Annotated in this window: 9 protein-coding genes and 1 pseudogene; 6 read left to right on the forward strand and 4 right to left on the reverse strand. The window is 65.5% G+C overall.

Annotation, left to right across the window (positions count from 1 at the left end):
• A partial coding sequence (locus WBF82_RS00085) for a class I SAM-dependent methyltransferase (protein ID WP_424381082.1) occupies positions 1-411 on the forward strand: 411 nt, incomplete at its 5' end.
• On the opposite strand, the gene WBF82_RS00090 is transcribed toward WBF82_RS00085, so the two are convergent.
• Positions 408-1,121 (reverse strand): NAD-dependent deacylase, encoded by a 714-nt coding sequence (locus tag WBF82_RS00090; protein WP_424381083.1) that lies wholly within the window; start codon positions 1,119-1,121, stop codon positions 408-410. The two genes, WBF82_RS00085 and WBF82_RS00090, sit on opposite strands and share 4 nt — an antisense overlap.
• 84 nt (positions 1,122-1,205) lie before the next feature.
• Here WBF82_RS00090 and WBF82_RS00095 point away from each other — a divergent pair, with 84 nt between their 5' ends.
• Positions 1,206-1,571: a GntR family transcriptional regulator gene (locus WBF82_RS00095; RefSeq protein ID WP_424077922.1), complete on the forward strand. Its 366-nt coding sequence runs from the start codon at positions 1,206-1,208 to the stop codon at positions 1,569-1,571.
• 2 nt (positions 1,572-1,573) lie between these two features.
• On the opposite strand, the gene WBF82_RS00100 is transcribed toward WBF82_RS00095, so the two are convergent.
• Positions 1,574-2,104, reverse strand: a complete 531-nt coding sequence (locus WBF82_RS00100; protein ID WP_424381084.1) for a DUF1697 domain-containing protein — start codon at positions 2,102-2,104, stop codon at positions 1,574-1,576.
• 44 nt (positions 2,105-2,148) lie between these two features.
• On the opposite strand from WBF82_RS00100, the gene WBF82_RS00105 reads away from it, so the two are divergent.
• Positions 2,149-2,592 (forward strand): PPOX class F420-dependent oxidoreductase, encoded by a 444-nt coding sequence (locus WBF82_RS00105; protein ID WP_424381085.1) that lies wholly within the window; start codon positions 2,149-2,151, stop codon positions 2,590-2,592.
• Positions 2,593-2,663: 71 nt separating this feature from the next.
• Positions 2,664-2,852: a DUF5302 domain-containing protein gene (locus WBF82_RS00110; protein ID WP_424381086.1), complete on the forward strand. Its 189-nt coding sequence runs from the start codon at positions 2,664-2,666 to the stop codon at positions 2,850-2,852.
• A gap of 4 nt (positions 2,853-2,856) precedes the next feature.
• Here the strand turns inward: WBF82_RS00110 and WBF82_RS00115 are convergent, their stop codons facing one another.
• Positions 2,857-3,255: a DUF4345 domain-containing protein gene (locus WBF82_RS00115; RefSeq protein WP_424381087.1), complete on the reverse strand. Its 399-nt coding sequence runs from the start codon at positions 3,253-3,255 to the stop codon at positions 2,857-2,859.
• Positions 3,256-3,329: 74 nt separating this feature from the next.
• Between WBF82_RS00115 and WBF82_RS00120 the strand changes: the two genes are divergently transcribed.
• Positions 3,330-3,911, forward strand: a complete 582-nt coding sequence (locus tag WBF82_RS00120; RefSeq protein WP_424381088.1) for an HhH-GPD-type base excision DNA repair protein — start codon at positions 3,330-3,332, stop codon at positions 3,909-3,911.
• A complete protein-coding gene (locus WBF82_RS00125) occupies positions 3,908-4,054 on the forward strand; it encodes a DUF1059 domain-containing protein (RefSeq protein WP_424077929.1) in 147 nt (48 codons plus the stop codon). Before WBF82_RS00120 ends, WBF82_RS00125 begins: the two co-directional genes overlap by 4 nt.
• Before the next feature lie 14 nt (positions 4,055-4,068).
• Here WBF82_RS00125 and WBF82_RS00130 read toward each other — a convergent pair.
• A pseudogene (locus tag WBF82_RS00130) lies at positions 4,069-4,507 on the reverse strand (hypothetical protein); the annotation flags it as partial.

Consider the following 4,507-nt stretch of genomic DNA (forward strand, 5'->3'; position numbering starts at 1 on the left):
CGCGACGCGGCCGCCGACGCAGGCGTTCCAGTCGTGGTGAGCGACGAGGCAGTGGAGGATTTCTCGGCCGACGAGCCCTTTGACGCAGTGGTGTGCTCGCTGGTCTTGTGTTCGGTGAATGACCCTAATTCAGTTCTGCAGCAACTGTTTTCGTCGTTGCGCCCGGGTGGCGAGCTGCGCTATCTGGAGCATGTGGCCAGCGGCGGGATTCGCGGCCGATTCCAGCGGCTCGCCGATGCGACGATATGGCCGAAGCTGGCGGGTAATTGTCACACTCACCGCCACACCGGCGAGTCGATCCGCGCCGCGGGATTCGAAGTGGACATTGCCCGAACCGAGCAGACGTTGCCGGTGTGGGTGCCGCTGCCGGTATCGGAGTTCGTGCTCGGCCGGGCGCGGCGGCCGGCTTAGTTCAGCAGCGCGGGCAGCCGCTGCAGCAGTGTCGGCAACGCCTTGCTGGCCGACTCGCGCACGGTGAGGGTGGCACTGTCGGACAGCGGCGTTGGCTCCGGGTTGACCTCGATGACGACCGTGCCGCGCGCCAGCGCCATCTCGGGCAGGCTCGCCGCTGGATACACGATGGCCGAAGTGCCCACCACGATCAGCACGTCGGCGGCGACTGTCGCGTCCACCGCACGCTGCCATGGTTCCTCTGGCAGCGGCTCGCCGAACCATACGATGTCGGGCCGGATCAATCCGCCGCAGTTGCACGTCGGTGGCTCAACTTCCAGGGCCGGCTCGGGCATCTCGGGCAGTTCGCCGGTGTAGGGCAAATCGCAAGTCGCGCAACGGAAGTCAAACAAGCTGCCGTGCAGGTGATGCACCGGCGAGCTACCGGCACGCTCATGCAGGTCGTCGACGTTCTGGGTGACGACGCTGACCTCGGTGTGGTCCTGCCAGGCCGCGACGGCGCGATGCCCGTCGTTGGGCTCGACAGTTGCCACCAGGTAATGCCGCCACAAATACCAGCCCCACACCCGTTCGGGGTTGGCAAGCCAGCCTTGGGTGCTCGACAACTCGTAGGGGTCGAAACGAGCCCACAGCCCGTTCTTGTCGTCGCGAAACGTCGGCACGCCGCTCTCCGCGGAGATCCCCGCGCCGGACAAGACCGTGATCCGCACCCCACCAAGATAGCGGCGATCGCAAACTCGGCGAAGCCGAGGAGTCGGGCAATCGATGTAGCCGGACTGCGCGATACTGAGCAGGTGGAGCTGGGGGAATGGCTGCGGGTCGACGGGCGAGCTGGTCGACCGCTGTTCGACCAGCTGCGAAACCAGATCATCGACGCGATTCGAGACGGTAGGTTGCCGCCCGGAACCCGGCTGCCGACGGTCCGCGAATTGGCCGGTCAGCTGGGCCTGGCGGTCAATACCGTGGCTCGCGCGTACCGCGAGTTGGAGACCGCCGGCGTCGTCGAAACCCGCGGGCGCTTCGGCACATTCGTCGCCCGCGCCGACCCGTCGGATTCCGCGATGGCCGCCGCGGCGCGCAGCTACCTCGACGTCGCACGAGGACTGGGACTGGGCAAGGCCGAGGCGCTGCGTTACCTCGAGGCCGCCTCCGACGACTGAGATCAGCGCAGAACTGTGACCAGCGTGCGCACGTTGCGCGTGGTGGTCGACGATTTGTATCGCTTCTTGCCCATCGTTTTGCCGATGGTGCTGTCGAGCGTGTGGTTCTTGGCCACTTGCCAATAGATCACCCGAGCAGAACCGGGTCCGCGGCTGATCTTCTCGTCCGCCCCGGCGTTGTCAGCCAGCGCGGCGAGTTCGTCGAGCACGTCGGCATCGCTGACAAACGTCACGTAAGACTGGTAGCCGTCCCGCTCGGCCTCGAACGGGTAACCATCGACGATGGTCTGCACCGTCTCGACGGGGTACACCAGCACCCATGCGTCATATCCGAATCGCTGCCGCAGCGCGCTCTCGGCCATGGCGCGGACCGCATCCGCACCAGAGCGCGACTCCAGCAGAATGTTGCCGGTCGCCAAAACCGTTCGCACTTGCCCAAACCCGGCTTCAGTCAACGCATCCGCTACGTCGGCCATCTTGAGGTTGATGCCGCCGACGTTCACCCCGCGCAGAAACGCCGCGTAACGGGTCATGAACGTGATGGTAGCGGCACTGCGACGACTAGTAGGCTTTCGCCATGGGACGCCATGTGTTCGACGACAAGCTGCTGGCCGTGATCGCCGATAATTCCCTCGGCGTGCTCGCCACCGTCAAGCGCGACGGGCGTCCACAGCTGTCCAACGTCAGTTACCACTTCGATGCCCGCACGCTCGCCGTCCAGGTGTCGGTCACCGAGCCGCGCGCCAAGACCCGAAATCTGCGCCGCGACCCGCGGGCCTCGTTGCTGGTCAGCTCCGACGACGGCTGGTCCTATGCCGTCGCCGAGGGCACCGCACAGCTGACACCGCCGGCGCTGGCGCGCGACGACGAGACGGTCGAAGCGCTGATCACGTTGTACCGCAACATCGCCGGTGAACACCCGGACTGGGACGACTACCGCCAGGCCATGGTCACCGACCGTCGCGTCCTGCTGACAATGCCGATCGCACACGTATACGGCATGCCTCCGGGCGTGCGGTGACTCAGGTCGATGGCGCGACTACTCCGCACGCCGCGTCGCGGCGCGCATCGTCGCCGCGTTAGGCTGCGGGCATGGCTGCATCCAAGTCGGGGCCGGAGTCCGGGTCGGAGGACGGCACCAAACGTAAATTCCGAGAAGCCCTAGAGCGCAAGAACGCAAAGTCGGCGACCGGAGCGGCTCATAAGGACGGCGGCGCCAAGGGCCCCCGCGCGCACGGACCGCTGGAGAACCGTCGAGAGTTCCGGCGTAAGAGCGGGTAGTCAGCTACCCGGCAGACGGCAGCTCGGCTTTCTCTTCGCGATCGGCAATCCCGAAAAATACGGCGGGAACGACGAATTCAATTGCTGCGAGCACTTCCTGGAACCAGTGTGGCCGGCCATTGTAAACCAGCGAAATCAACCGTCCAACACCGCTTAGCAGCATCAACCCGGCCAATAGGCGCACGTCGCCTGCCCGGATCGGAGATTTGCGGGCGGCCCGTAGCCAAGCGAGGCCATACCCGGCGAAATAAGCAGAGTAGAACCGCTCCCGCGAATCGACCGTCGCGTTGGCGTCCGTCGCGCCGGGAACCGAGGCCGTCCCAAGCGCGAAATGGTAAACGCCGATGGCGATACAGGAGAGTCCGGTGAATCCCGCCAAGTTCCTCAAGTAGGTGCCGGCCATCCTGACGCACTCCCCTCACCGAGCCTTTTGCGTACTGTCACCGTAGCCGGTAAGCACCGTCCTAGACTGTGACCGTGCCGAACCTGCAGCTTGCCCAAGACCCGGCCGCAGACGCGCTGCTGTCAGCGGATCCGTTCGCATTGCTGGTGGGGATGGTCCTAGATCAGCAGATCCCACTCGAGGTCGCGTTCGCCGGCCCGAAGAAGATCGCCGATCGGATGGGTGGCTTCGACGCAGCCGCGATCGCCGACTACGACCCGGACAAGTTCGCCGCCCTCTGCTCGGAAAGGCCTGCAGTGCACCGCTTTCCAGGCTCGATGGCCAAGCGCATCCAGGCGGTGGCCCAGATCATCGTGGACAACTACGACGGAGATGCCGCCGCATTGTGGACCGCGGGCGACCCCGACGGACCAGAGTTGCTGCGACGACTCAAGGCGCTCCCAGGTTTCGGCGAGCAGAAGGCGCGAATCTTCCTGGCGTTGCTCGGTAAGCAGTATTCCGTGACCCCGAAAGGTTGGCGGGCGGCCGCCGGCGACTTCGGCAAGGCCGGCACCCACATGTCGGTCGCCGATATCGCCGATGCCCGCTCGCTCGAGCAGGTGCGGTCATACAAGAAGCAGCTCAAGGCAGCTCAAAAGGGAAAGGCGGCAACGTGAAGACACACCTGAACTGCCCGTGTGGCGAGGCCATCGTCGGCAAAGACGAAGACGATTTGGTCGAGCTCACCCAGGCACACCTGGCCAGTGTTCATCCCGGCCTGGAGTACGACCGCGACGCCATCCTGTTCATGGCGTACTGACCGCTGATTCGGGGTCAGGGCACCACCGTCGAGCCGATGGTGGGCATGAACTGGCACTGCTTGTCCTTAGTGGTGACCTGCCCGAAGATCGTCGACATGACGCTGCCCGAACCGGTGTCGGCAATGGCGGTCAACGTAGTCGGCCCGGCCGGGTTGATGTCCGGCTGCGGCTTGAGCGTTACGCTGCCCGACTTGCCGGTGGTCAAGTTCACCCAAGTCACGTTCAACGGCAGCTTCTGCACGTCGGCAGGACCCGGGGTGCCGATGGCGGTGAAGACGTAGGCGGTCTGTCCCGCTTTGGGGCCCGGCGCAGGGATCTTCGCGGGCCCGGCCACCGACAGCGCGGGCGCCAGCACGTTACCGCCGTCGGCCAAGCAGCCGCTGCCGATCGACGGATACATGAAATCCTGCGTGGGCGGCGCGTCCGGGTTAAAGCCCGGAGCTGCGGCCGCG

Source organism: Mycobacterium sp. (assembly GCF_049673265.1).
GTDB lineage: Bacteria > Actinomycetota > Actinomycetes > Mycobacteriales > Mycobacteriaceae > Mycobacterium.